We start from the raw sequence: 25,960 nt of genomic DNA, 5'->3' as shown, positions 1-25,960 counted from the left end.
TTTACTTAAACGACCACATGGCTCTGATACTCGGCTGCTTCAAGTCTGAAAATCGGTGTGTGAGCCGGGCGCATTAGAAAAGAATCTTAATTTTTTCGCATTAAATTGTGACGATAATAGTAAAAACCATCATTACAACTGTACTATTCGTCCCAGCATTCCTTGAATTGGTTACTATGCTCTTTTTCAAGGAGTAATCACACATTAAGAAGAAGTAAATAAATTGGAAGATGAGAAGGCTTGCTGGGCCGTTTGTCCAGAATGTCAGGGGCGCGGTAAAAGAAGCCGTAGGTTACGCAAAAAAGTGCGTTTGCTCTATTTAAAAGAGTTGAGCGAATTTGAAAGATTGAAAGGCGAAGGGCCTGCTCCGGTTCGGCCTAAAGGGCATCTTGAGTCCTGTTCGAATTGTGCCGGCTCGGGCTTGGTTGCCTCTGCTAGTTTCCCTGATCCAGATACTGAAAAATATCCTCATGTTGCGATTATAGGTGGCGGTATTGGTGGCGTTGCTTTGGCAGTTGCTTGCCTGCATCGAGGTATTCCTTTTACCTTGTATGAACGCGATCATGGCTTTGATGCTCGCTCGCAAGGTTATGGTTTGACTCTGCAGCAAGCGAGCAAGGCAATTGAAGGCCTTGGCATTTTCTCCTTAGAAAAAGGCGTGGTTTCAACGCGACACGTGGTTCATACCACGGAAGGCAAAGTCGTCGGTGAATGGGGCATGAGAAAATGGCTGCAGTCCGATGCAATAACTTCCCCTAAGCGAACCAACATTCACATTGCTCGTCAGTCTTTGCGTTCTGCCTTGCTTGAGCAGTTAGGTGGCCATGACGCTATAAAATGGGGACATCAACTGGTCGATTTCAAAGAGGGCGATGACGTTGATCTCAGCTTTTTGGTTGATGGTGAGTTAAAACATACCAAGGCGGATTTGGTGGTCGGTGCAGATGGTATTCGTAGTGTGGTGCGCCGTTTGTTGATTGGTGAGGAAACGACGCCGCTGCGCTACCTTGGTTGCATTGTCATTTTGGGTATCTGTCCCTTGGCTGATCTAGATGGTTTTGAGAACCATTTGTTAGATTCAGCGACGGTATTTCAAACAGCCAATGGTAATGAACGTATTTATATTATGCCTTATGATGTCGATTCTGTGATGTGGCAACTGAGTTTCCCTATGGCTGAAGACGATGCAAAAGCATTGAGTGCTCAAGGTGCTCAGGCTCTAAAAGAAGAAGCGTGTCGCAGAACGCAATGGCACGATCCTATTCCACAGATTTTAGCGACAACTCAAGCAGCACAAGTGTCTGGTTATCCTGTTTATGATCGAGAGCTGCTTACCTCAGAATTGCTTGAAAGAGGCGATAAAGTGACGCTGATTGGCGATGCGGCTCATCCGATGAGTCCATTCAAAGGACAGGGCGCGAATCAGGCTTTGTTGGATGCGCTGGCATTGGCTCGGGAAATATCCAAAGGCTGTTGGTCAAAATCCCAGTGGCGCGAAGCGGGTATTCGATCAAGTGTGCTGACCAAGTTTGAAGCGGAAATGTTAGAACGCAGTGCGATTAAAGTGGAAGGTTCCGCGGAGGCGGCCGAATTCTTGCATTCTGATATTGTGCTTTATGAAGGCGATGAGCCGAGAGGCCGAGCTTTAAAAAGAAAAGATATTGAGTAATAACTGAGTTGTTCAAAAATTAAGCTTTGTTTTTTTTAATTATCCAAGACTATAAGACCACATTATGACGAGAAAAATATTAAGTTTGAAAGGTAAACGATCTGCAGACGTGAACCCTGTCGATGAAGTGGCCGAGGATTTATATCCGAATGATCCACAAAAACGTTTTTTAAATGGCGTTGCGGTTCATCCTTCACCCTGTATTCGTCTTGAGTCTGGTTCTAAGCATCTTTCGATGCGAGCCATGGATTTGATTACGCCAATCGGTATGGGGCAGCGTGGTTTGATTGTTGCGCCACCGGGATCGGGTAAAACGACAACGTTAAAACATATTTGCCAGGCAGTCGGCGCGGCTTACCCTGAGATAAAGCTGTATGCGTTGCTGATTGATGAGCGTCCAGAAGAAGTGACGGACTTTAAGCGTAACGTATCGGCAGAGGTACATGCGTCGTCTTCTGATTCAAGCTATGCCCAGCATGTTAAGGTGGCTGACGACTTGCTTGATATCGCACGTACGCAAGCAGGAGAAGGTCATGATGTAATGATATTGATTGACTCTCTGACAAGGCTCTCACGTGTCCATAATGCGGATATAAAGAGTAGCGGTCGAACCATGTCTGGCGGACTTGATACAAGAGCGTTAGAAATCCCTCGTAAGCTATTTGGTGCAGCGAGAAAGATAGAGAACGGAGGATCATTGACGATTCTCGCGACTATTCTTGTGGATACTGGTAGTAAGATGGATCAGGTGATCTTTGAAGAGTTCAAAGGTACAGGCAATATGGAAATTGTATTGTCACGAGAAGCGGCGAGCCATCGAATTTTTCCTGCTATTGATATTGCAAAAAGCAGTACGCGCCGTGAAGAATTGCTTATTGATGGAAAAGATCTTGAGAAAGTACGTGCTTTGCGTCGCTCGCTTACACATCTTAAGCCGGTTGACTGTGCTCAGAAGTTAGTTGAGCTGTTACAAGAATTCCCGACCAATGCCGAGTTATTAAAGGCTTTTTCGCCTAGTTAACACTTAGCTAAAAAAGTGATTTGAGACTAAGCGTTTTTGTCATTATTAATTAAAACAACTTTATCTTCTTTATGGTCAAGTTTATCTAGGTCATCAAGACTGCTAAGGCGTTCGTGAATGTCTTGTTTTTCATCAACCTTGTCGGATGGATTTGTTATCCCCATGAATTTTCCGCCAGGTTCAATGCTTAGATTGTCACTGTAAACGGTACCACTGACTCGACCACAACTTAAAATTTCAAGATAAGTAGCGTGACAAATGCCTTCAAAATTGCCATTAACGATCAGACGCTCTGTGGTGATTTCTCCCATCACATTGCCTGATGTACTAATTTTAATTTGATTTTTTGCTTCGATCTGGCCTTCGACATGACCATCTATTTGTAGATGGTTAGCAACTTTTATGTGCCCGTTAATTGTGCAGCCTTCTGCGATGAGAGTTGTAGCTGCTGACTGACTCTTAGTTCTATTTTGTCCACCAAAGATTCCCATCTTATACCTCTTACACTTTCAAAAATTGTATCAAAGTTATCAACATCCCAAACTATGAAGGGCTTGGGATCGAGTGCTCGTCCAATGAATCGTATTTCATAATGCAGATGCGGTCCTGAGGTTAATCCGCTGTTACCTGAATAACCGATCAAATCGCCTTTTTTAATGAAATCACCTTTATTAACTGCAAACTTACTTAAATGTGAATAAGAACTTGAAAATCCGTATCCATGTAATAATCGTAAAAAGTTACCAGAGCCTTTTTTACTGGGTCTCGTTACTTCTACTGTGCCATCCGCTGGTGCATAAATTGGCGTTCCTGTATTGACTGCAAAGTCTTGGCCGCGATGAAATTTCGTTATACCAAGAACAGGGTGTACCCTTTCACCATAACCAGAAGAGGTTCTTGCATTCTTTACTGGCGGTCCACTTGGGATCTGCGTCAGCATAGCCACTCGTAATGATGAGTTCATCGCTGCTGTGTCTAAACGTGATTCAAGTTTGACACTGTTTTGATCATCCATGCCGAGAACTTTTTCTAAATCGTTTAACCGGTCAGAAACCGCTTGCGTTCGTTCTTCTCGTTCTGATAAATCTTGTTCCAAGCTTAGTTTTAGTGCGGTAAGCGAGGTAATTTCTTTGGTCAAAGAAGAGGATTTATTCTCTAACTCGAGCAATTTTAGCTTTGAATATTCTGCATCATTAACTAAATAGTAAATGGTGGCAGCGGTGAGTAAAATCGCAAGAAAAATTATGTAGCTAAAAAATTTAAATGTATGACGTGATCGTTTTCCAAAACTAAAGTGCTTTGTTCCATCAACTGAAGAAATGGATACCGTTATATTATCTTTCATCGTTTTAGTTTTTTACCAACATCATAATTCATTGCTTAGATATACAGCATAGCCTCTATCTTTGTAAACTTTTGTATGTGCTAGTGCTCATTTTATACTTAAATAGTTGAGGTTAGCATAAAGAACAGACTGTTGTTCTAGGCAGAAGGTTTTTCTACCTAGAACATCCATTTTAAAAAGTACTTTCTAAAAACTATAGCAGGGCGCGATTTTTAACGGTTCGCTTTGCGAACGTAATTCAAGATAGAGACTGGCACAACTTTTCTGACCGGAAAGCCGGCAATTTCTTTGCGATCGATGATGTGTTTTAGTCGACTCTCAATAGCGCAAAGATTTTTAAAGTCGCCCATGGCAACAAACGAAATCGCTTCACCAGAAGCACCAGCACGACCAGTTCGGCCAATGCGGTGGATGTATTCTTCTGGTTTGAACGGCAAGTCATAATTGACCACGCGGCTTAATTCGCCGATATCCAAACCACGTGCAGCAACGCCTGTAGCGACAAGGTATTTTAGTTCGCCAGATTTAAATTGCGCCAAAATCTTTTCACGCATGGCTTGGCTTCTATCACCATGAATACAATCGGCGATTATGCCACGCTTTGCTAGTTGATCGACTAGCTTAGCAGCACCGTGTTTTTTCTCGATAAAGATAAGGGCTTGGTCCCATTTTTGCTCGTTAATCAAATGGCTCAACAAGGCAGACTTGGTGTCTTTATCAACCGTGATTAACCATTGTTTGATATTGGCAGCAGCACGAACGTTTGGAGAAATAGAAATTTCAGCCGCTAGATCGGTCATCTTGCTGTCTGAAAAATCAAACGCCAGAGCGCGAACATCGTCGGTCATGGTTGCTGAGAATAATAGGTTCTGACGGTTTTCTGGTAGACGTTCCATGATTTTGTTGATATCACCAACAAAACCCATGTCGACCATTCTATCGGCCTCGTCCAATACCATGACTTTCAGTTCATCAAAATGCAGCGCACGCTGATGAGCTAAATCGAGCAATCTGCCTGGAGTGGCAACTAAAATATCAACGCCTTCAATTAAACGTTCTTTTTGAGCTTCAGTATCCACGCCGCCATACACTGCCATAGAGGTTAATTTGGTGTGTTTCGCGTATTGAGCAACACTGGCTTCAACCTGAACGGCTAACTCACGTGTCGGCACAAGAATAAGCACGCGAATGCGTTTGCCGCGTAATGTTCCTGCTTTCGTGAAGCGTTCTAGTAAAGGCAGAACAAAGGCCGCCGTTTTGCCTGTTCCTGTTTGCGCTGTGGCGATTAAGTCTTTACCCGAAAGGATGATGGGAATCGCTTGTTTCTGGACTGGCGTAGGGGTTTTGTAACCCAATTCAGTAATAGCTTGAACAAGAGGACTGGATAATCCTAGTTTTGCAAATGGCATAAGGTGCTCTGACAGATTGTCGTAAGGTGTATCGAAAAGAAAAGATGGTGCAGTATAGCGTAAAAGCAGCCATTCGTTGTTTGAAAGTTGCAATTAGCTTTATTGTTTTAGAGGGCGACTTATGTGATGAATTAAAACGCATCCATTAAAAACGCTTTGGAAGTGCTTTTTTATAGTGCGCTTCGCTTTCTATGAGTGGCGCGCCACCCTAAAAGCCAAAATTACCAAAGCACCGAGTTATCGTATTTACGCACTGGCTGGTGGGTCACCGCTTCGTCCAGGATTGATCCTAGATCAAGACAAGGGCGCTGCAATCGAAGTGGAAGTCTGGTCTGTACCGACCGCACACTTCGGCAGCTTCGTCGCAGGCATCCCCGCGCCACTTGGTATTGGCAAAATAAAACTCGCCGACGGCAGCCAAGTGGCAGGCTTTATCTACGAGTCATACGGCATCGAAGGCGCACAAGACATTACGCACCTAAAAGGATGGCGAGCGTATTTAGCGTCATTGAAATAGCAAGTCAGTAAAAGCAAAGACAAACGAAAACCACTTTATTAGGGATAGAGATGTGGTTTTTTAGTTTTGAGTTGATCTACTCGTAATACTTTATAAATGTTCTTTTTTACTGGTGGAAAGTGAAAAATCGTTTTAGTATTAATGAATAGGAGTTTACAGTTAAAAAATAACTTGCTTTGGATGAAAATTAAAATGCGCAGATTTTTTTAGCTTTAAATTTTTTGGAATCTTCAAAAGGCTTTTATTATTTAGGTGCGTTTTTAATAATGTTTAAAGGTTTTTTAATTTGTCTAAATGTACACTATAAAAGATTTATTTTTCAGGATGAACATATGTTAAAAGAAGCTATAAACAATCTTAATCATGACATTTCATTACTAGAGTTATATGTAAAAAATAGCCAAGAATCTGGGTTCAGCGATATGACTAGGTTGTTGGAATCTTTATCTATTTCTATTTTCAAAGAAACGTATGGATATGATCTACAAAATAAAAATCAGATAAAGTGTAATTACCCTGCAATCGATCTGGCTGATGATAATTTAGAAATTGCAGTGCAAGTAACCACGAATGCTGATGCAGCCAAAGTTAGGAACACAATTAAAGTCTTTGAAAGTCAAGGGTTAGATAAAAAATATAAGAAGTTGTACATCTATGGTTTTTTAAAAAACTCAATATTGAAAAATATTCCTAGTTACTGTGTACTTGTAAAATCCTCGACCATAGTATCTAAATTAATGGATAAAAATGATGAAGATTCTGTACAAAATGTTATTGATTCAGTGAAGCAGCATACAGATTTTTCAAGAGTTCACCCTTACGATGATTTAAATTGTTTAAAAATAATTCTTAGAGTTATAGATCGTTCTGCTATAAAACACAGAATGTATTGTGAAGGTAGCTATAGTGAAATGGTTAAAGGTTTGAAAGAAATAACTGAGATTATTAGTAAAGGTAAGCTTGGTAAGCAGAGTAAATGTAAATCTATAGACGACTTTTACGATCGCGATATAGTGCTTTTTTTAGGAAAAGTCAGGAATTTGGTGAGCGAGATTGTATCTATATTTAATTTTAGTCGTATGGAAGGAAGTGATATTTTTTATATTGATGGTGAGAATTTTGAGAAAATAGATTTTATAAAAAAAGATATCATAGAAAAATCTAATGCTATATCTAAGAAAAAAAGAGCTGATATAGTTATTGAGGCCTATTGAAATTTATAAAAATAATTTAATGTAGGGCTTGAAATTATTTTTATTTTCATTGAGATCACGAGTGATTTAAATAGGACACCCACACAAAATTGACGGCTAATAAATACGCTGTATATTTTGTTTCTCATGGAAGAGAGGTTTTGTCGTACCAAGAGCCATAAGTCAGCAAATTAGTCTACAAGATACGCTTTACTATCATTGCATTTCTCGTTGTGTCCGTAGGGCGTTTTTATGTGGTGAAGATCCAATCTCTGGCGAAAGTTTCGAGCACCGTCGTGGTTGGATCGAAAACCGCATGCTGTTCCTAGCCAATGTCTTTGCTATTGATATTTGTGCTTATGCGGTAATGAGTAATCATCTTCATGTGGTTTTGCACATTAATGCAAAGAAAGTGGCAACATGGTCTACATTAGACGTTCTAAAAAGATGGCACAAGCTACATAAAGGTACCTTGTTTACTCAACAATATGTAAGAGGGGAATCATTGCCTGGCTATGCAATGGCTTTGGTAGAAGCGTCTGCTGAAGCTTATAGAAACCGCCTTATGGACATTAGTTGGTTCATGAAGGAGCTTAATGAGCCAATTGCTCTACAGGCAAATGTTGAAGACAAGTGCACAGGCTGATACTATCGCCTCGTTTCACTCGCTCACCCTTCGGGCACGCTAAAGCGGTTCAAATTTTTACAAAATTAGTGGGAAGGTAGATTCAAGTCTCAAGCGTTACTTGATGAGTCCGCACTGGCTGCTTGTATGGCTTATGTTGATCTTAATCCACTGAGAGCAGAAATGAGTAAAGCCCCAGAAACCTCCGAATTCAGCAGTGTAAAAAAGCGAGTAGCCGCTGCAAGATATCAAAAACAACCGAAATTACTCTATCCTTTTTGTAGGCAATCCGAGAAAAGGCATGCCTGATGGTTACCCTTTTACTTATCAGACTACCTTGAACTCCTTGATATGACAGGGCGAATTATCCGAGAAGGCAAACGAGGTTCAATAGATGCTTCACTATTGCCGATTCTTCAACGACTCAATATATCCTCAGAAAATTGGCTGTGTATCGCCACAGAGTTTGGAGCAAGAACAGGTAATATCGTGGGTGTTGAACAATCTATTGCTTATTACTGTGAAACAAATCATCGACGAAAGCCCCGTCAGCAAAGTGCTAAACTGCTTGCATAATACTTTTATTTAATACATTCCTCTACCAAGCTAGCAACGACATGCTAGTCGTTTCTTTTCGTTTTAAACTGGCTAAGAGCGGATTTACTTACTGTCTTTTCTGTTTTTTTTGATGGCAACTCGTGAAAAGTGGCGTTGAATTTATTTTTTGTGTTTGAAAAGCAATCGAACTTATTGATGTACTAGTTTTTTTGAATACATTAAAGTGGGTGTATCAGTAATTCCTAACAATGGCGTTATGTACAAGGAGGGAAAATGGAACTGGAAAGAGTGTTTGTTCTTTATGGAACATCAAACTCAGGAAAAACATCAACTTTAAATGAGTTGATCGAAATTCTGCGAGTAAGTTCTGACGAAATCATATTAGACGATAATATCGATAATAATGACCATCGCTTTGTATGTTTTGCTAATGGAAAATATGTTGGTGTCTCTACTCAAGGAGATTGCGGAACTCAAGTCCAAGAACACCTCGATGTAATTGAAAAACATTGTAATATTATTTTCTGCGCTACTCGGACTCGAGGAATAACGTGCGCTCACGTTGTTGAGCGCTTTGGTGATAAATTGACGTGGATCCAAAACTTGACAATGTATAATCATAAAAAGGATGCCTTTTCAAATAAAGATTTTGTTGATGCTCGGTATTCGCAGATTGCTAAAATGTTATCAACGTTAGTGCTATAGGGTTACATATAAAAAGTATTCAAAATGGACAATAAACCGTTCACCATTTTTGCAAAAAAAACGCAAAAATAGCTACCAATTAATGCTAACGCTTAATACAGTGTTAGCAATTATGAGTAAATAGAGAACATATGAACCAGATTATAAAAGAAACATTAAAAGACGAAGTTGTTGAATTTGAAGTGCATGGCCTAGATATAGCGAGAATATATTCTAGTAGCTCTTCTAAATTAACAATGCTATCTATCAGTGCTAGTCCTAATATTCATATTGAAGAAGAATTAAAAATCAATCAGCCATTTTTGATAAATGTGCCAAGTTACGGTGTAAAGGAAATCAAGCTAACACGTGTTGATGATTTATCAGTAGAAGTGAAAGTTAAAAATATCCCTATATCTCCAAATCTTAATTATGTAAAAGGAATGGATAACACTCCTTTTCCAGAAAGAGAGAAGGAAATGATAAGGAAAAAGCTTGATATATTTGAAGAACGTTTAAATAATAATTCTAATTTAACTCAAGAAATAAAGAACGACCTAGCCGAACACGTAACTTATGTTAAAGAGTCCTTGGATCATTTGGGAAGAAAAGATTGGCTAATATTGACAATAGGGTTACTTGGTAATTTTGCATCAGGAGCATTTTACGCCCCAGATGTGGCAATGGAAATGGCTTCAAATATCGCAACTTCTATCCCACAGTTTTTAGACTCAATTGTCCATGCAATACCTACTATAAATAACGGAATTGCACGTATTACTAATGACAGCTAACAAGTCATTAAAACAGGGTGAAAATCAGTTGGTTTTGCTCCTGCGTCGCTAATTTTAACCAACTGATTTTTGCCTCTTAATGAGGCGTTATATCTCATTTGAGAGCAGAGTAAGTTTATGACAGAGAGCCCACTAAATGCTGCGCTAAGAGTTTTTGAAGCAGCAGAAGCAAACTTGGTAAAGCTAGAAAAGCTTTGGTTGGAAATGGAATCAGTAATTCCCAATGGAGTAGCGTTTTTAGAAGATACCAGTTATGAAAATAATTGTAGAAATTTCGAAAATATTTTGGCCTCTCTTCCAAAAATAGATGGGTGGAAACCAGAAATCTACTTGATGGACTTGAACGAGATAGGACAGAACAGGCTTGATGCAATGGAAGTTGGCGAGATCGAATGTCACGTTTCAGTTGAAAGTCAGATTTACGAACCAGTCAAGTTAATTCGCCAATATAGGTATAGGTTTGATCGCAAGAGACGTGAGCTTGTGCGAGATACACTGCAATCGGTTATTGATAGCATAGATCAAGATTTGAGAGATCTTGCAATTGAACTAGAAAGTGAATCTGAAATAAATGAGGCCGTTACACGCCCCAGTTTTGATGATTTAAAGTCTCATATAGCTGAAATTGATACCTTATTAGGTAGTGAACCTCGTCCAAGTAGATGGACAGATCTACAAAGACACTTACATTTCGGATTACTTGGCGATCTTCAAGATATTATTAAGCATGACTGGCCGAGTGTAAAAAGTGGTATTAGAAAATCCCTGTATGGCGAAAAAGAGCCGATCCCCGTAGAAGTAGATGATCTTGGTAGCTTAGTGTCCAGCAAGCCTTCAGGCCCCATTGTTACAAGGCTTAATTGGGAAAATCTCTCTCCAGATGATTTTGAGCGAATAATATTTGCTCTTATTTCTTCTGAAAAAGGTTATGAAAATCCTGAATGGCTGATGAAAACCAACGCCCCTGATAGAGGAAGAGATTTATCTGTACTAAGAGTTCATCATGACCCTCTTGGTGGTGTTTTTCGGCATCGAACAATTATTCAGTGCAAGCACTGGTTATCAAAGAGCGTTTCTGTATCCGACATAGCAGAACTTAAAGAGCAAATGAAGCTTTGGGAGCCACCTAAAGTTGATATTCACGTAATCGCTACTTCAGGAAGATTTACTTCTGATGCGGTAGCTTCAATCGAAAAACATAATCAATCTGATAGTGGTTTAAGAATAGAAATGTGGGCGGAAAGCCATTTGGAGCGATTATTATCTAGTCGCCCATCGATAATTGCTGAGTATGGGCTTCGGTGAGAAAAAGGTATAATAGAATGAATAGGGTCGGACTCATTGATATTTGTCTAATTTAAAAGATGGTCTCTTCATGAATCAATGAAACCGGCCCGATTCATCCGAAAAGTGTTCCTGTCATTAATGAGATATCCATCTTAAGAAAACAGTGTTTTTAACTTGGGGTCCTGTTGTTATTTTTGCAAACAGTGGGATTTCAATAGATCTTATGAGTGAATCAGAATGGATAAAATCAAAGCCATGATTTTGAGGCTAATTGGCAGGTCGTCAATGGCAAGTATTGGGGGAGATATGAAGTATTATCCGTCGCCAAGTGGTGCGTTTGGTGTGATGGCACCTGTCGGCTGGCAGCAAAAAACTGACTCTGACTTGCTTTCGATCTCTAGCTTAGATGGTAGCGTTTCTATTACTGCCAATGCGTTCAGCAAAAACGACGGACATTTCGAAGAGTCTGCCGAGTATCGTTTCAGTTCATTACAAGACTTATATATCCCTCAAAGTGACGTCTCTCCAATTAAATGCGGCGTCTTGCGCGAATATGAAAGTACATGCCAGAGTGAGGCAGGGCATACCTATTATGTCGCAGCAGCAACTCAGGTGAGAAACGCTTTTGTTAGCATTGCCGTGGTCACTAATCGTAAGGACTATAACGAAAACAAGTCCATGTATATAAAGATTTTTGAATCTATTAAAGTGGACTTATAGTAAAGACTAATTTCAAATTTCATTCATTCACGCGCAAGGTTACGAATACATCTAACTAGAGCCATCTGTTCAACTACTAAAATACGAGTCAGCATTGGTAAGCGATTCTGGTGCAGTGAGTGACTACGCTAAGCGTTTCTCCATTTGGACTTTTACCGATACTTGTTGGCAACTTAAGTACCATCAAGGTACACCTTGTTCGCCTTTCGAGTTAGAGCAAGATTAAGAATACGGGATTATCTATACAAAGTGGTTAAGATATATTCCCAACGCTCGGTATTGGCAAAATAAAACTCGCTGACGACAACCAAGTCGCTGAGGTTATCTTCGTCGCCGTCCACGTAACTGGCTGTATCCTAGCGTTGCCTATTTAGCCTCTTTGGGGGTTATGTTTGCTTGAGTCATAAACGATAAATGAATATTGACAAGGTAGGATAGTTCATGGAATCCGTTTTAAAAGAAGCGATAGCGCTGCGTCAGTCTGGTCAATATGAGAAATCTAGAAGGCTGCTTAATACCTTGTTATCGGGCGATGATTGGAGCGCAAAGGCTCATCTACATATTGCTTGGTCTTATGACAACGAAGGCAAGGAGCAAGAGGCCATTGTTCACTATGAATCAGCCTTGTCAGGTTTGTTATCAAAAGAAGAGCGTTTCGATGCGCTGTTTGGTCTAGCGAGTTCGTATAGATGCATTGGTTCTTACCAGGAGGCTCTTCACTACTTTGACGTAACGCTTTTTGAATACCCCAATGCGATTGAAGCCAAACCTTTTTATGCCATGTGTTTGTATAATCTTGGTCGTCATAAAGAAGCAATCGCATTATTGCTTGAATTGTTGGTATCGACGACAAATGATGAGTCAATTAAAGCCTACCAACAAGCCATCATGTTGTACGCAAGGGATTTGGATAAATGCTGGTAAAGTTGATCTTATAAATTTTTCAAGCATGATTACGGTGTTTTTCAAGCTAGTTGTCACCGACTTATTACGTGAAAGGATCCTTTAGTGAAAATCTACGGCAGAACGACGTCATTTAATGTTCAAAAAGTACTTTGGTTTCTGGAAGAACTCGGTGTTCCCTACGAGCATATTGAGTTAGGCGGGCGTTTTGGCGGACTTGAATCTGATGATTTTGCTAGATTGAACCCGATGAAAAAAGTACCTGTGCTAATCGATGGCGACAAAGTTATTTGGGAATCGCACACGATTTTACGTTACCTCGCGGCAAGTTACGGTACTGGCAAATGGTATTCAGATGATGCCTATCAGCGTTCGTTATATGAACGTTGGATGGATTGGTCTCATGTGCTTTTTCAGCCTGCTTTTATGGCGATGTTCTGGGGCTATTATCGAATGCCAGCTAGTAAACGAAACATGCCTGAAGTGAATGAGGCCCTACAAAAATGCATGACGTGCCTAGCAACATTAGATACCGCGCTCGCTGATTCCAAATACGTCGCGGGTGCATTGATGACACTGGCAGACATTTGTGCGGGTTCCATTATTTATCGACTCATTTCTCAAGGATTAGATGTGCCGCTTCCTCGACATGTTGCAGATTGGTACGAAGGTTTAAAGTCACAAGCTGGCTATCAAAAATGGATTATGAGTGATTTTGCTGAGCTGAAAGGTCGCGAAGATTTTTAAGAGCAGTCATCGCGGCCTGTGCTTAGGTTTGTTGGCTCTTTCTTCAATGTATTGCCAAACATCACATTCGTTTCGACATCATAAATACGTGTTCTTTTGCGAATAAGTGTCAAGAGACCGTGTAACGTGAGCAAGATGACAGAAACCCATATTGGTCCGTAGGTAAGCCATTTGTCATTTGCAATACTTTCACCGAGCAGTATTGCGACGATAAACAGCAAGACGGGTTCTACATTTCCAAGTAGACCGAATAACGTCAGTGGCAGTATCTTGCTGGCGAGGATATAAAAGATAAACGAGATGGCACTGATGGCCGCTAGGCCAGCTAAAAGTGCGAACATGTTGACTGATAATGATGCATTTTGCTGTGTAATGTGAATAAGAGCAATGGCTCCCGCAACGGGAAAGATAAAGAGTAAGTCAATAAAGAAACCACCAAGATGGTTGGTGTTAAGTGTTCGACGTAAGACAAAATAGCATGGGAAGCCGAGTGCGACTGTAGCCGTTTCCCAAGAAAAACCACTTCCTATGTAGATCTCATGAGCGACGCCCAACCCTGCAAAAAATGCGGCGCACTTTTGCAACAAACACAGTGGTTCTTTGTATAAAAAACGGCCTACTAATAACATGGTTAATGGCAGTAAAAAGTAGCCAGTTGCAACTGGTAGCCCACGACCGTTTAATGGTGCCCATAAGAATAGCCATTGTTGCAAACCGATTAAAAAAGCGCTTAGTAATAATCCTAATAGCAGCAAGGGGCGATGACGTACTTGATGAATGATCTTGTTTATTAATCCTATGTCTCGGCTTAACCACATGAATAATCCAACAAAAGGAAAGATCATCAGCATACGCCAGCCAAATACCTCAGTGCCTGTTAATGGCTTAAGAAGTATTGAATAAAAGTACAAGCTTGCAAATAAGCTAGATGATAAGACAGACAGCACAATGCCTTTAAACATGGTGAACTCCTGTTTAATAAGAGGGAGATAATAGAGAGGTTAGAGCCAAAAATTGACTGTTAAGGGCTTAACTTTTGGCTTATCCAGTGTTTGAAGGCTTCGGAAGCCGCCGAGGCGTATTGAATGGAAGGGCGAACAAAATAGATGCCTTCTTCTGTATTTAAAGTCCAGTCGGGTAAGATATGTTGCAAAGCACCATTGGCAAGGTCTTCTTTAAATAACCATTCCCCAGCGGCTAAAATACCGACGCCGGCTTTTGTAGCAGCGAGAAGGGATTCTGTGTCGTTAGACGTAAGGTTGCCTTTGACTACGATGGATTCCACTTGCTTGTCTTTCACTAGTTTTCACTCGGGAAAGCTCTTGAAACCCGTGAATTGTAAGCAGTTATGTTTGGCGAGTTGAGTAGGGTGTTCAGGTTGTCCTTTTGACTTTAGATACGCAGGGCTTGCACATAGGATTCGTCTGTTTGGCGCTAATTTTTTAGCGACGAGCTGACTATCATTTAGGCTGCCAATGCGTATTGCTGCATCATATCCTTCTTCAATCAGGTCAATAAAGCGATTACTGTAATTGATCGTCAAAATAATATCTGGATACAGTAATAAAAATTCTGGAATGAACGGTGCGATACACCGTCTTCCCATTTCGGCTGGCACGGCGACTTTAAGTCGACCTTGTACTAAACCAGAATTTGACGACGCTTTTGTTTCTGCTTGATTGATATGCTCAAAAGCCTTGCTAAGCTCTTCCGCCAATTCTTGGCCCGTGGCTGTTAATTTTAGTTGTCGTGTAGATCGCTCTACCAAACGAATACCTAATCGTGCTTCCATTGCCGCAATGCGCTTAGAGATAATCGATGGGTGGCGTTCTAGCGACTGGCCAGCCAAAGTGAAAGATCGATGCTTCGCAATGGCTAACAGCGCTAAAATTTCATCTGCATAGTTTGCATTCATTGGCGTACCTATTTAAGACAGAATGAAGCGAATCGCTCCGACAGACAAAGTATCGCAGTGCACTTAATGCAAGACAACTAGGTTTAATGCATTTAATTTGTGCGTTTAATGCAGATTATGTTTTGTGTTTTTATGAAAGCGTGGTTGATAAAAGTCAATCAGAAAGGATAATGTCTGGCTCTTTCACCATCTAATGTTGCCTGTTATGCGCCTTGATAAATTTGTTTGCAAAAGCACTGAGCTAACCAGAAAGGAAGCAATCCAATGTATCCATTCTGGTGAAGTTTTCGTAAATGGTGAGGTTGCGACAAGCGAAGCGACTCAGGTGCATGAAAACAATAGGGTATTACTGAATGGTGATAAGTTAAAAGCTCGTGATTTTCGCTACATTTTGATGAATAAGCCTGCGGGCACGGTGTGTTCAAATATCGATGAAGTGTATCCGTCTCTGTTTAATTATCTAGAGGTTGATAAAGTCTCTGAGCTGCATATTGCAGGGCGTTTGGATGCGGATACAACAGGCCTAGTACTGATTACCGATGATGGGCGTTGGTCATTTAATATTACTCTACCAAGTAATGATTGCCGCAAAATCTATCGAGTTCAATTGTCTCAAGCCATTCCAGCCGAGCACCGCCAAGATCTTATCGATCAGTTCAAGAAAGGCCTACAGCTACAAGGCGAGATGGGTTTAACGCGCCCTGCCAAATTAGACATCATCACTCCAAAAGAAGTACTGTTAACCATCACCGAAGGCAAGTTTCATCAGGTTAAACGCATGTTCGCAGCGGTTGGTAATCGTGTGGTTGGTTTGCATCGAGAGCAAATAGGCGAGGTTTGCCTTGATCTTGATGTCGGGCAATGGCGTTATTTATCTAAGAATGAAGTAGAGTCTTTCAATAATAATTAAAACTCATTGAGGTTAGGTTATGACAGCAAAGCGAATATTATTTACAGGTGGCTCGGGAAAAGCAGGAAAGTATGCGGTTGCTTATCTTCTGGATCAGGGATATCGAGTGCTTAATATAGACTTGAAACCACTGGATCATCCTAAGGTCGATAATCTTATTGCTGACATTACCGATTCTGGTCAGATGTTCAACGCTATGAGTTCGTATGCTGGTTTTGATGATTTAGAACCCGGCACTGGAGTGCCTAAGTTTGATGCAGTGGTGCATTTTGCCGCTGTGCCAAGAATCCTGATCAATCCAGATAATGAAACCTTTCGTGTTAATACCATGGGCACTTACAACGTTATTGAAGCGGCTGTGAAGCTTGGTATTAAGAAAGTGATTATTGCATCGTCAGAGACCACTTATGGTATTTGTTTTTCTGATGGTCAAACCAATCCACATTCGCTGCCATTAGAAGAAGATTATGACGTTGATCCGATGGACAGCTACGGATTATCTAAAGTGGTGAATGAAAAAACAGCACGCAGTTTTCAGCGTCGTTCAGGAATTGATATTTACGCGCTACGCATTGGTAATGTTATCGAACCTCATGAATATGCTGAGCTGTTTCCAAATTATTTTAAACACCCTGAAGTGCGCCGCAGAAACGCTTTTTGTTATATCGATGCCCGAGACCTAGGGCAGATTGTGGATTTATGTTTGCAAAAAGATGGCTTAGGTTTCCAAGTGTTCAATGCTGGCAACGATGATAATGGCGCGATTATTCCGACAAAAGCATTAGCCGAACGATTTTTTCCAGGTGTGCCATTTACCCGAGAAATGGGCGAGCATGAAGCCTTGTTCTCTAACCGTAAAATCCGCGATGTGCTGGGCTTTAAAGAACAACATAATTGGCGGAATTATGTTGAATTACCTCGTGACTAGTGTTTGCTGTTTACCGACAAAAAATTTCACCTAAGGTTCTTATCACCCTTGACGAATTTTCGTTTAATCCGAAGCCAAAATTGAATCTTAGGTAATTGTCGTATTCTTCATTAGAAGAAAAGAAATAGCCGGGAATGAAGTAATTTCCAAGTCTGAGTGCTGCCTGTAGTTTGTTCTCTTTATTGGGTAAGTGCTCAGGTAGGCTAACCCATAAAACAAATCCGCCTTGGGGGTTAGAAACGATAGTTCCTTCTGGGAAGCTGTCCAGTATTGCGTGACGCACTTTATCTCGAAATGACGCTAATGTGGCTCTTAGTTTACGCATGTGGAGGTCATATCCACCAGAGCGCAAGAATTCTGCGATAGTTGCTTGTGGGTATTCAGCGGTATATTTAGATGTGGTTTGTTTGAGTTCCTTGATGAGCACTGAGCTCTTGGAGCCAGCTATCCAGCCAATTCTGAGTCCTGGGGCGATCGATTTTGTAAAGCTATTACAGAGGATGACATCAGATGAATACGCACGTAGGGGTCTGGGTCGGCTATTGGTAAAATAAATATCGCCATATACGTCATCTTCAATGATAGTAAAACGATGCTTCTTGGACAGTTTGACTAGTTGAATTTTTTGATTCTCATCAAGTAACACGCCATCTGGATTGTTAAAATTTGCGTTGTATACAATAACTTTAATGGAATGGTTTTCTAGTTCATATTCGATGTCATCAAATGTTTTTACGCTGACACAGTTCAGGCCCAGTTCAGAAACAAACTTTAGGGTGTAGAAGTATGTTGGTGATTGGACTAAAACGGTGTCTCCCGGTGAAGTGGTTGCTCTTAAAGCCAGTGACAAGGATTCAAGTCCACCATTGGTGATGCATATCTCGTTTCTTGAGAATGAACAACCATATTCAATTGATCGCCTTATGATCTCATCTATTAGTAATTCATAGCCATGTCCCGAGATATTTCCGCCGAGTAAGTCTGGGTTACGATATATTTGTTTGCGCATGATCTTACTAATTTTCTGAGTAGGATAAAGATCAATATGCCCATTTGATAACGCCAGTCCTGAGTCGTTTCCAGAGGAAAGCAGCGAGTACAATTGTTCTTTTTCGCTTTCTTTATCTTCAAGCTTGAAACTCGATTTTTTTTCTGAGAAGTAGGTTTAACAAAGTATCCCTTTTTGGGTACAGCATAAACAACGCTTTCATTTTCGAGAAAGCGCATTGCATTTAGTGCTGTAAGGTTGCTGATTCCATATTCTTTGGCTAATTTTCGTACGGAAGGAAGCTTTGTATCTGGGGAAATCTCCCCCTTCTGTATTGAGTCGATGATATTATCCGCAATGATCCTGTAAATTGGTTTTCTATTCATAACTTCATATATTTCAGCGATTTAGTTCTGTTATACAACAGAATGTGCATAACTGTATATATTTTGGAGTTGAATTACTCGTTACCTTAATTTTTGTTGGTATATAAACAGAAGGAGAAAGGTAACAATGGCTCATGAACTAGAAACAATCTTGCAGAAACTGATTTTATGTCGAGATTTAGTATCCCTCAAATCCACTTTTGCTTTGATACCAGCAGACGCTGGTAAGCTTTCAAAGTACATCCGATTATACATAAGGAAATGAATCATGGAGCTTACTAATGAGATACTGTTATTTCTGTTTATGGCAGCTATCGTAGCTGGGTGCATCGATGCATTAGCCGGTGGTGGTGGACTTATTACGATTCCTGCAATGTTAATGTGTGGGATCCCTGCTGTATCCGCCATTGCAACCAATAAGTTAGGTGGTGTAGGAGGAACGCTGTCAGCGTCTTTGCACTTTATTAAAACAGGAGACATTAAAATCAAAGAGATGAAATGGATGATGCTGACAACATTCATAGGATCATTTCTCGGAGGAATGGTTCTAACAATGATTAAAAGTGATTTCCTATCCTCTGTAGTGCCATTTTTATTGATTTGTTTTGCGTTATATTTTCTTTTTGCCCCCAATTTAGGCGAAGTAAATCAAGATAATAAAATATCACCTCATGCTTATACCTTTGTTATTGCAACCGCTATCGGATTTTATGATGGTTTTTTCGGCCCAGGTACAGGCTCTTTTTTTGCAATATCCTTAGTTTTTTTCTTGGGATTTAATTTGGTGAAGGCAACAGCACAAACTAAGCTGCTGAATTTTTGCAGTAATTTGGCAGCTTTATTGTACTTTGTTTATGACGGAGCCATCATCTGGGATGTTGGTTTACTCATGTTTATTGGGCAGGTCGTTGGTGGGCAAATTGGAGCGAGGTTAGTTTTATCCAAAGGCAAGCAGCTTATAAAGTTCACCATGATCGTCGTAAGTGTCGGAATTTCGGTTAAGATGCTGGTTTTCAGTTGATGAATACTTTTTCCTTATGTGACATTTATCCGAAATATTTGGGCGTATGACGCCTTGTTCTCTAACCGTAAAATTCGCGATGTGCTGGGCTTTAAAGAACAACATAATTGGCGAAAGTACGTGAGCGCTTCTGACGAGTAAAATGTAAAGGTGTAAAACCCTGACCTTTTGGGTTCTACACCTTTAATCCTAATCAAGGTTAAGACAAAACCGCGTTGGAAATGTCGTTCAGAAGAGAGGCACCTTTAGGCTCCCAACCTAGTTTCTTTTTACTTTCTTCGCCGGATGCATTAAGCGATAGCTCTGCAAAATGCGCATAGTGTCCGAAATGGTCTCGAGCTTCTTCTTTGGTTATGGCGTGAGTAGGAATATTAAGTCGATCACCAATGGTTTGCATAATGCTCTTAAATGGTATGTTTTCTTCGCCCGCCGCAATGTATTTATGACCGCTTTGTCCGTTTTCTAACACTAGACGATATAAGTTAGCGGCATCTGATAAGTGAACAGCGGCCCATTTATTATTTGTGTTTTCAATGTAGGCAGAGACTTGTTTACTTTGCGCAATCTCTAGCATTGGACTAATTAAGCCAAATTTATGAGTGTCGTGAACTTGAGATAAACCAACAATCATGCAATTTGTCCCGTTTTTATGACAGGCTAAAGCGGCTTCGTCTGACGCTGCGCGTGGGAACTGCTCAGAATGAGACTCTATAGCCCAAGCCCCTGATGTGACAATGAGTGGCCGTGATGTGTTATTCAGTGCTTTCCCCATGGCTAGGATAATGTGTCGATCATCTTCGCAGTTTTGTTTGTAGGTAGCGAAATCATGATTGAAGGCGGTATGGATCACCGCATCGACATCTTTTATACCTGCTAAAATCGAATCGATACCTTGCAATGATCCTATGTGTGCGGTCGCGCCAAGACTCTCTAATATTGCAGCACTGCTTTCATTGCGTGCTAGTCCCACAATATCGTAATGATTGTCTAGAAGATTTTTTACGATCGCTTGCCCAAGAAATCCTGTTGCGCCAGTAACAAATATACGTTTCATAGTTTGCTCTACTTTATGTTGGTCAAAAAAGTCATTGTATGAAGTGCTGAGCTTTATTAAAGTAGTGACCTTATCGTGGTATAGCAACTAATAGGATAATTGTGAAAAATACGACAGAGCAGCACCTTGCTATATTTCTAAAGAAAAAACGTCAAAGCATTGATCCTATTTCATTGGGCTTCGATAGTGTGCGCCGGCGTACCCCAGGGTTACGACGTGAAGAAGTGGCTCAGCGTGCCCACATTAGCGTGACTTGGTATACTTGGTTAGAGCAGGGGCGTGGTGGAGCTCCGTCAGAAGAAGTGCTATCACGTATCGCAAAAGCGTTATTGCTGACTAATGCGGAAAAAGAATATCTTTATCTCACGACGTTAGGGCATTTGCCTAAGACGGATTATCAATTATCTGATGTTATAACGCCACGATTACAATCTATCCTTGATGCTTTGAGTCCAAATCCTGCGATTATTCGTAACTTATCGTGGGATGTACTTGCTTGGAACGACGCTGCGGCTGTAGTTCTCACCGATTACGCATTATTGGCCCCAGAAAATCGTAATATTATGCGCTTATTCTTTTTAAAGAATGAAGTGAGAGCACACAATCCTGATTGGATTGATACCGCTAATTTAATCGTTAGTGCTTTTCGCGCGGACATTGCTAGGTTAGGTGGAACAGAGCATACAGAGCAATTAGTGACCGAATTGTCTGAACATAGTGAGGTGTTTAAAAAGCTTTGGATAGCACAAGAAATTAGTAGTTCTAATGAAGGTGTGAAGTGTCTAAATAAACCAGATGTTGGCAAAATCTCTCTCGCGTACTCTTCGTTTAATGTTTCCAGTAGACCTGAGTTAAGTTTAATCGTTTATACACCAGAAACTGAAGACAGTTCCAATAAAGTAAAAAAACTGATACAGAATTGTAAAAAATGATGAGGTTGGGCTTTTGAATGATACTCCGCTTATAAAAATGGCTTCTGGAAACAGAAGCCATTTTTTTGGACTTCGAGTCGTTTTCGATTTGCTTTATAAAATAGGTTTATGCAAAGCGTTTTTCTAGATAGTTGATGATCTCTGAGGATTCGTACATCCACTCAACTTTGCCATCTTTTTCAATACGTAAACAAGGCACTTTCACTTGGCCGCCACCTTCTAGCAATTCAGCGCGATGTTTTGAACCTTCTGGTGCATTACGCTTTTCAATTGGTAGATTTAATTTATACATAGCTCTTCGTGTTTTAGTACAAAACGGGCAGGCGGCGAATTGATAAAGAGATAGGCTTTTGAGTTCTTGGTTAACCTCTTTTTGCTGTTCTGGTGCGCGTTTTTTCTTAGATCCGCGAGTAATAAGGTCAACAGCTATGATGATGTAGCCAAGTAGGTTACGGATGAGGTTTATCAGTATTTTCATGTAGGACGCTCGCTTGTTCTGATAACTAAATGAATAGGAGAAATGTCATTGAGCGTCATTCTATCGGTAAAGTGCTTATCATTTAAGAGCTAAAGATAAATGTTTTCAGTTTGTGCTCGGATATGTGTCACTATCAAGCTTTATTAGCTGAATGTAGAATTCTTTGGAGTAAGTATGAATAATAAAATTATTGGTATCATTTTAGTTATCGCTGGTGCTGCTTTAGCGGTATGGGGCTACAACATATATGATGCAGCTACTTCTCAAGTAACTCGTGCACTAAGTGGTGAGACACCAGTAGAAGCTTGGGTTGGCATGGTTGGTGGTATTGTGTGTGTGTTAGTTGGCCTAACAAGACTGAAGTAAATGCTCATTTTGTAGGGTGTGGTGGGATGAAAAGGGAGGTTGAAGACTTCATGGAAAAAAGAAGCAAAGCGTATTTGGATAGCTTTCTCCATTCTTTACCTCTAGAGGTTGCCGAAAAATACACGTCTTTTAGTGCAGATTATTATTGTTCCGACGAGTTCAATGCCAATGTTTGCGCTGATTTAATTGTGCGAGGTGAAAAGCAAGCCTCGTGCAGTATGAAATATTGGTATAGACATGAAGGTGAAGTCATACCTGAGGTTGGTCACTTGCAAGTTGTGACTGACTGGGACGGCAAGCCTGTGTGTATCATAGAAATAACTTCCGTCACAGAATGCCGATATTGTGATGTTAGCGAAGAGTTTGCTACTGCAGAAGGCGAGGGCGATAAAACCTTGGCTTGGTGGCGAGAAGCGCATTGGGCGTTTTTCTCTGCCGAATGCGAGGAGTTAGATATTGAAGCAGCAGAAGATATGCTGCTGGTGCTAGAGCGATTTAAAGTTGTTTATCAATAAGTGTTTAGATTGCTGTTTTGTGCCAGCAGAAAACTGTATAAAATGGATTAAATCGTTAATGTTACATGGAGTGTATGTGAAATTTATTAAAAATACAGTTGTTTGGATTATCATTATAATCTGTAGTCCTTATATTCTGGGCTACATGGTCTACCAAATATATGTAAGAAAGCGTTTTCTTTCTTTGCTTCTTTCTGGATTGCCAAAGGATATTCGCTCCCATGAAATCCATAAGATTATGTGGGGGGAGAAGAATGAGATCAGTGAAGCACTTGAGGACTCTCTACACGATCTAAAAGAAAAAAATTATTGGGTGAACGTGAGTATTGATTGGCATGATGTTGATGAAGTTGAGCCACAGGCGAATTCGCAAATAAAACACTATGGCATAAAGGATACTTTCGTGCTTAATTCATCCCATGAGTATGAGAGCGTTTGGCAAGCGTTGGTTACCTATGATGTGTGGTTAAAGACCAGAGGTTATGAGTTTGTGTTGTGGGATCAAGGTTCTGATGAATATACGGGCTTTATCTGTGATTCTCGTACTCATTCTAAATTTTTGAAGCTTGGGAATAAGGTTGGCTTAAACTTAGTTCGGTTAGATCATGAAAACGAGCAATAGTTTATAGAGCCTTGGCGTTTAGAGTCTAAATGTTAAATCGAATACGGCGTGAAGCTAATGGCAAAGTACATCGTATTTGTTTTTTTAGTAATTTAATCCCAGTTGATATCAGGAAGAGATTCAAAGCTTGGGCGGGCGAAATAGTAACCTTGAAACAGATGAATTCCTATGTCTTGTAGGGCATGGTATTCGGCTTTGGTTTCGACACCTTCCGCTATAATTAGCATGTTAAGTTCATTAAATAAGTTCACCAAGTTCTGTACGATAATTTGGCGTTTTTTATCTTGGTCGATGTTCTTGATAAGTGCCATGTCTATTTTGGTGAGGTCTGTATTGAGATCAGCAAGTTGGTTCAAACCATTGAATCCTGAGCCAAAGTCGTCTGTGGCGGTTAGAAAACCTTGTTCTTGGTAGTGTTGAATGATGGATTCTAAATGTTTGCTATCAACGATTTGTTCGTTTTCTGTGAATTCGAAAATGATCTTTTCTTTTGGAAATTGATACTCTTCAGCTGCGTTTAATGTAGTGCGAATGCAAAGTTCTGGTTTGTAAACAGCATTGGGTAAAAAATTAATGCTGAGAAAACTGTGTTTGTGTACTTCCAGTTCGGCGGCAAGTTTGATGGCCTTTACTCGACAACTTTGGTCAAAACGGTAGAGATTGGTGTTATTGACGTTTTGAAAAACCTGAAAGGCACTTTCTTTATTCAAACCACGAACAAGGGCTTCTTGTGCGAAGACGGTTTTGGTTTGGCTATTAATAATAGGCTGAAACGCCATAGTGAAGTCGAATCCTAAGTCACACCCAGTTGAACATTCTGCGCAGCCTAGTTTTCGAAAGTCCTTCTGTTGCATGTCGTTAGTTCTCTTTTGTTTAATACTTGGGTATATGGGGAAAAGATAGGTGCTTCTTGGACATATAATCCCCTATTACAATGATTTCCATAGTGTATATAAACAATAGAGCTTTAGTTGGTGATTTACCAGTACCACGCCATTTCTTTCAAAGATTTGCTATCGTGTGGATTTCGTTACAACTTTCTTCGGTGGATGTTGTTGAAGCATTTGGTGGACTTAGGCGGCATTGGATCATAAGTTGCAGGTTGATCCTTTAAATATCACTCAAGCCCCCACTCAAAGAGATACTCCTTAGTTTTTTGGTAAAAGCGTTACGTTGATCAACTGCAGGTGGTGATGGTGTTGGGGAGCTTTTTACTTCCTGTGTTTAGAAATGCTAATACGTTGACATTTATTTGTAACCTCACTGCGATAGTGTGTGATTTCACAGTGGTATTCAATGCGAGCCACTTGTTTTGCATTCTAGAGGTCTATCTGATGAACACTCTTTTGAGAATGGTTTCGAACCGATTTATCCGGTTAGTGGGTAATCTAGTCAAAGTAGTATCATATCCTTTTCATTTTTTAATGCATGATCTTCGCTTCACAATACCTGAGTTTTCTAAAGCCAAACTGAAAAGCAAAAATGCTTCAGCTATTCCTAAAGTGATCTGGCAGACAAATTATTCAAGTCGATGTACTTTGCCTATTTATGTGAACTATCTTTTTAATCGCTTAATGTCTTTAGATTATGACTATCGTTATGTGAGTACAGAAAGTCGTGAGTTATATATGAAAGAGTATGCTTCATCTGATGCTTATTATGCTTATTATGCTTATCTAAAGCTGAACGATGGCGCTGCTCAAGCAGACCTATGGCGGATGGTAAACTTGTATAATAATGGCGGTGTTTATATGGATATAGATGCCACACTGGTATGGCCGATTAGCCTGATTTTAAAAGAGAAATACGATGCTCTTTATATTAAGTACAAAAAGAATGATGCTGAATTTACAAATTTTTTCTTAGCAACAACTGCTAAAAATACTCACTATAAAAGTGTTATAAATAAAATAGTCTTTAATATTAATGGATACAAGGGATTGAAAAAGAAAGGGGTCTATAATACCACAGGGCCAGCAGTGTTGAACGAAATATTGGATGGGCAAGAAGTTCATAGCCTACGTAGAGGCTATGTTTGCATTCAAGGAGCATTTACAAATGAGTATTTTCAGTACTTAGATAAGCCAAGAGGTAAATGGACTCATAAACATGAAGATGATGTTGTTAAATGTTAATTAATTTTTATTAAGATTTTTGACTATCTATTTAAAAAACTTTTGAATGATTCTCATGGCGACTTAAATTATTAAGGCGCCATTTTTTACTTAAAGAGGAGGGCGGTTTTTAATTGATGTTTTTCTTAAAACTGATTTGTATCAATAAAAAAATCTTTGTGATGATCTAAAATAAAGAAGAAAAATCTCATTTTTTTACTATATTTTTATAGGCAAGCATGATAACAACTATTAAGCA

Annotated in this window: 27 protein-coding genes and 3 pseudogenes; 20 read left to right on the top strand and 10 right to left on the bottom strand. The window is 40.1% G+C overall.

Annotated elements, in window-relative coordinates; translation table 11 throughout:
* Window positions 1-223: 223 nt before the first annotated feature.
* Window positions 224-1,669 (top strand): FAD-dependent oxidoreductase, encoded by a 1,446-nt coding sequence (locus ACO05V_RS15515; protein ID WP_421853401.1) that lies wholly within the window; start codon window positions 224-226, stop codon window positions 1,667-1,669.
* Between the two features lie 64 nt (window positions 1,670-1,733).
* A complete protein-coding gene (gene rho / locus ACO05V_RS15510; protein ID WP_421853398.1) occupies window positions 1,734-2,690 on the top strand; it encodes a transcription termination factor Rho in 957 nt (318 codons plus the stop codon).
* A 26-nt stretch (window positions 2,691-2,716) separates the two neighbouring features.
* Here rho and ACO05V_RS15505 read toward each other — a convergent pair whose 3' ends face one another.
* The 3 genes from ACO05V_RS15505 to ACO05V_RS15495 all read right to left on the bottom strand — a co-directional run bounded on the left by ACO05V_RS15505 (window position 2,717) and on the right by ACO05V_RS15495 (window position 5,444).
* Complete coding sequence (locus ACO05V_RS15505; protein ID WP_421853395.1) at window positions 2,717-3,181, bottom strand: bactofilin family protein; 465 nt, start codon at window positions 3,179-3,181, stop codon at window positions 2,717-2,719.
* Window positions 3,091-4,035, bottom strand: coding sequence for a M23 family metallopeptidase (locus tag ACO05V_RS15500; RefSeq protein ID WP_421853392.1), 945 nt, complete (start codon window positions 4,033-4,035; stop codon window positions 3,091-3,093). Before ACO05V_RS15500 ends, ACO05V_RS15505 begins: the two co-directional genes overlap by 91 nt.
* 212 nt (window positions 4,036-4,247) lie before the next feature.
* Window positions 4,248-5,444: a DEAD/DEAH box helicase gene (locus ACO05V_RS15495; protein WP_421853389.1), complete on the bottom strand. Its 1,197-nt coding sequence runs from the start codon at window positions 5,442-5,444 to the stop codon at window positions 4,248-4,250.
* 175 nt (window positions 5,445-5,619) lie between these two features.
* On the opposite strand from ACO05V_RS15495, the gene ACO05V_RS15490 reads away from it, so the two are divergent.
* The 10 genes and pseudogenes from ACO05V_RS15490 (at window position 5,620) to ACO05V_RS15445 (ending at window position 13,472) form a co-directional block, all read left to right on the top strand.
* Entirely contained in the window at window positions 5,620-5,961 is a 342-nt protein-coding gene (locus ACO05V_RS15490) for an allophanate hydrolase-related protein (protein ID WP_421853386.1), read from the top strand.
* Window positions 5,962-6,293: 332 nt separating this feature from the next.
* Window positions 6,294-7,175 carry an SMEK domain-containing protein gene (locus tag ACO05V_RS15485; protein ID WP_421853383.1) on the top strand — a complete coding sequence of 294 codons (882 nt, stop codon included), beginning with the start codon at window positions 6,294-6,296 and terminating at the stop codon, window positions 7,173-7,175.
* A 295-nt stretch (window positions 7,176-7,470) separates the two neighbouring features.
* Window positions 7,471-8,355, top strand: a pseudogene (locus tag ACO05V_RS15480) (transposase).
* Between the two features lie 255 nt (window positions 8,356-8,610).
* Window positions 8,611-9,042, top strand: coding sequence for a hypothetical protein (locus ACO05V_RS15475; protein ID WP_421853380.1), 432 nt, complete (start codon window positions 8,611-8,613; stop codon window positions 9,040-9,042).
* Window positions 9,043-9,173: 131 nt separating this feature from the next.
* Window positions 9,174-9,815, top strand: coding sequence for a hypothetical protein (locus ACO05V_RS15470; protein ID WP_421853377.1), 642 nt, complete (start codon window positions 9,174-9,176; stop codon window positions 9,813-9,815).
* 117 nt (window positions 9,816-9,932) lie between these two features.
* Entirely contained in the window at window positions 9,933-11,120 is a 1,188-nt protein-coding gene (locus tag ACO05V_RS15465; protein ID WP_421853374.1) for a restriction endonuclease, read from the top strand.
* Between the two features lie 288 nt (window positions 11,121-11,408).
* Window positions 11,409-11,822, top strand: a complete 414-nt coding sequence (locus tag ACO05V_RS15460) for a hypothetical protein (RefSeq protein WP_421853371.1) — start codon at window positions 11,409-11,411, stop codon at window positions 11,820-11,822.
* Window positions 11,823-11,916: 94 nt separating this feature from the next.
* Window positions 11,917-12,048: a hypothetical protein gene (locus ACO05V_RS15455; protein WP_421853368.1), complete on the top strand. Its 132-nt coding sequence runs from the start codon at window positions 11,917-11,919 to the stop codon at window positions 12,046-12,048.
* Between the two features lie 215 nt (window positions 12,049-12,263).
* Entirely contained in the window at window positions 12,264-12,746 is a 483-nt protein-coding gene (locus tag ACO05V_RS15450; protein ID WP_421853365.1) for a tetratricopeptide repeat protein, read from the top strand.
* A gap of 84 nt (window positions 12,747-12,830) precedes the next feature.
* Window positions 12,831-13,472 (top strand): glutathione S-transferase family protein, encoded by a 642-nt coding sequence (locus ACO05V_RS15445; RefSeq protein ID WP_421853362.1) that lies wholly within the window; start codon window positions 12,831-12,833, stop codon window positions 13,470-13,472.
* Here ACO05V_RS15445 and rarD read toward each other — a convergent pair.
* Both rarD and ACO05V_RS15435 read right to left on the bottom strand, forming a co-directional pair.
* Window positions 13,469-14,434, bottom strand: coding sequence for an EamA family transporter RarD (rarD, locus tag ACO05V_RS15440; RefSeq protein WP_421853359.1), 966 nt, complete (start codon window positions 14,432-14,434; stop codon window positions 13,469-13,471). The genes ACO05V_RS15445 and rarD overlap by 4 nt on opposite strands.
* 59 nt (window positions 14,435-14,493) lie before the next feature.
* A pseudogene (locus tag ACO05V_RS15435) lies at window positions 14,494-15,387 on the bottom strand (LysR substrate-binding domain-containing protein).
* 205 nt (window positions 15,388-15,592) lie between these two features.
* On the opposite strand from ACO05V_RS15435, the gene ACO05V_RS15430 reads away from it, so the two are divergent.
* Both ACO05V_RS15430 and ACO05V_RS15425 read left to right on the top strand, forming a co-directional pair.
* Window positions 15,593-16,297, top strand: a complete 705-nt coding sequence (locus tag ACO05V_RS15430) for a pseudouridine synthase (RefSeq protein ID WP_421853356.1) — start codon at window positions 15,593-15,595, stop codon at window positions 16,295-16,297.
* 19 nt (window positions 16,298-16,316) lie between these two features.
* Window positions 16,317-17,225, top strand: a complete 909-nt coding sequence (locus ACO05V_RS15425) for an NAD-dependent epimerase/dehydratase family protein (RefSeq protein ID WP_421853353.1) — start codon at window positions 16,317-16,319, stop codon at window positions 17,223-17,225.
* 10 nt (window positions 17,226-17,235) lie between these two features.
* Here the strand turns inward: ACO05V_RS15425 and ACO05V_RS15420 are convergent, their stop codons facing one another.
* Together ACO05V_RS15420 and ACO05V_RS15415 are read right to left on the bottom strand one after the other, a co-directional pair.
* Window positions 17,236-18,327, bottom strand: coding sequence for a PLP-dependent aminotransferase family protein (locus tag ACO05V_RS15420; protein WP_421853350.1), 1,092 nt, complete (start codon window positions 18,325-18,327; stop codon window positions 17,236-17,238).
* A 77-nt stretch (window positions 18,328-18,404) separates the two neighbouring features.
* A pseudogene (locus ACO05V_RS15415) lies at window positions 18,405-18,599 on the bottom strand (GntR family transcriptional regulator); the annotation flags it as partial.
* A 268-nt stretch (window positions 18,600-18,867) separates the two neighbouring features.
* Here ACO05V_RS15415 and ACO05V_RS15410 point away from each other — a divergent pair.
* Window positions 18,868-19,620, top strand: coding sequence for a TSUP family transporter (locus ACO05V_RS15410; RefSeq protein WP_421853347.1), 753 nt, complete (start codon window positions 18,868-18,870; stop codon window positions 19,618-19,620).
* Window positions 19,621-19,819: 199 nt separating this feature from the next.
* Here the strand turns inward: ACO05V_RS15410 and ACO05V_RS15405 are convergent, their stop codons facing one another.
* Window positions 19,820-20,674: an SDR family oxidoreductase gene (locus ACO05V_RS15405; RefSeq protein WP_421853344.1), complete on the bottom strand. Its 855-nt coding sequence runs from the start codon at window positions 20,672-20,674 to the stop codon at window positions 19,820-19,822.
* Window positions 20,675-20,775: 101 nt separating this feature from the next.
* Between ACO05V_RS15405 and ACO05V_RS15400 the strand changes: the two genes are divergently transcribed.
* Complete coding sequence (locus tag ACO05V_RS15400) at window positions 20,776-21,606, top strand: helix-turn-helix transcriptional regulator (RefSeq protein WP_421853341.1); 831 nt, start codon at window positions 20,776-20,778, stop codon at window positions 21,604-21,606.
* A 106-nt stretch (window positions 21,607-21,712) separates the two neighbouring features.
* On the opposite strand, the gene ACO05V_RS15395 is transcribed toward ACO05V_RS15400, so the two are convergent.
* Entirely contained in the window at window positions 21,713-22,084 is a 372-nt protein-coding gene (locus tag ACO05V_RS15395; protein ID WP_421853338.1) for a glutathione S-transferase N-terminal domain-containing protein, read from the bottom strand.
* 174 nt (window positions 22,085-22,258) lie between these two features.
* Between ACO05V_RS15395 and ACO05V_RS15390 the strand changes: the two genes are divergently transcribed.
* The 3 genes from ACO05V_RS15390 (at window position 22,259) to ACO05V_RS15380 (ending at window position 23,587) form a co-directional block, all read left to right on the top strand.
* A complete protein-coding gene (locus ACO05V_RS15390) occupies window positions 22,259-22,450 on the top strand; it encodes a DUF3185 family protein (protein ID WP_212918593.1) in 192 nt (63 codons plus the stop codon).
* Between the two features lie 26 nt (window positions 22,451-22,476).
* The gene (locus tag ACO05V_RS15385; RefSeq protein ID WP_421853335.1) at window positions 22,477-22,965 is read left to right on the top strand and encodes an ASCH domain-containing protein; all 489 of its coding nucleotides are present in this window, start codon (window positions 22,477-22,479) and stop codon (window positions 22,963-22,965) included.
* 76 nt (window positions 22,966-23,041) lie between these two features.
* The gene (locus tag ACO05V_RS15380; RefSeq protein WP_421853332.1) at window positions 23,042-23,587 is read left to right on the top strand and encodes a DUF6630 family protein; all 546 of its coding nucleotides are present in this window, start codon (window positions 23,042-23,044) and stop codon (window positions 23,585-23,587) included.
* Window positions 23,588-23,679: 92 nt separating this feature from the next.
* Here ACO05V_RS15380 and ACO05V_RS15375 read toward each other — a convergent pair whose 3' ends face one another.
* The gene (locus ACO05V_RS15375) at window positions 23,680-24,441 is read right to left on the bottom strand and encodes an EAL domain-containing protein (RefSeq protein WP_421853329.1); all 762 of its coding nucleotides are present in this window, start codon (window positions 24,439-24,441) and stop codon (window positions 23,680-23,682) included.
* A 480-nt stretch (window positions 24,442-24,921) separates the two neighbouring features.
* Between ACO05V_RS15375 and ACO05V_RS15370 the strand changes: the two genes are divergently transcribed.
* A complete protein-coding gene (locus ACO05V_RS15370; RefSeq protein ID WP_421853326.1) occupies window positions 24,922-25,722 on the top strand; it encodes a glycosyltransferase family 32 protein in 801 nt (266 codons plus the stop codon).
* Window positions 25,723-25,960 lie beyond the last annotated feature (238 nt).

This window comes from Marinomonas sp., from assembly GCF_965225885.1.
Classification (GTDB): domain Bacteria; phylum Pseudomonadota; class Gammaproteobacteria; order Pseudomonadales; family Marinomonadaceae; genus Marinomonas.
This window is presented reverse-complemented; position numbering and strand designations above follow the sequence as displayed.